We start from the raw sequence: 461 nt of genomic DNA on the forward strand, positions 1-461 counted from the left end.
ATCAAGCTGGCGTCGGTCGCCTCGGATATTCTCGGCGTGAGTGGCCGTGCGATCCTCGAGGAGTTGATCGCAGGTCACACGGACGAGCAGGCTCTGGCTGCCCTTGCGAAAGGCCGACTGCGGAACAAGACGAAGGAGCTTGAGCAGGCGCTCAAAGGCATTGTGCGTCCCCATCAGCGGAAGCTGTTGGCGATTCAACTCCAGCACATTGACGAGTTGGATGAGTTGATTGATGAAGTGAGTGCCGAGATTGAGAGGCGGATGCGCCCTTTTGAAGATGACCTGGCGCGCCTTGAAGGGATTCCGGGGGTTGGGCGAAAGGCGGCGGAAATGATTGTGGCGGAAATCGGGACGGACATGGGACGATTTCCGACTGCAGCACACTTAGTCTCCTGGGCAGGGCTATGTCCCGGGAACAACGAAAGTGCGGGGAAACGATACAGTGGAAAAACACGCAAGGG

1 protein-coding gene is annotated in these 461 nt (G+C 57.9%); it reads left to right on the top strand.

Translation table 11 applies throughout. The features are described from left to right. Positions 1-461, top strand: a 461-nt coding sequence (locus tag J3481_RS14425; protein WP_206832801.1) for a transposase, incomplete at both ends; no start/stop codon positions are given.

This window comes from Alicyclobacillus fructus (assembly GCF_017329605.1).
GTDB classification, from domain to species: Bacteria; Bacillota; Bacilli; order Alicyclobacillales; family Alicyclobacillaceae; genus Alicyclobacillus; species Alicyclobacillus fructus.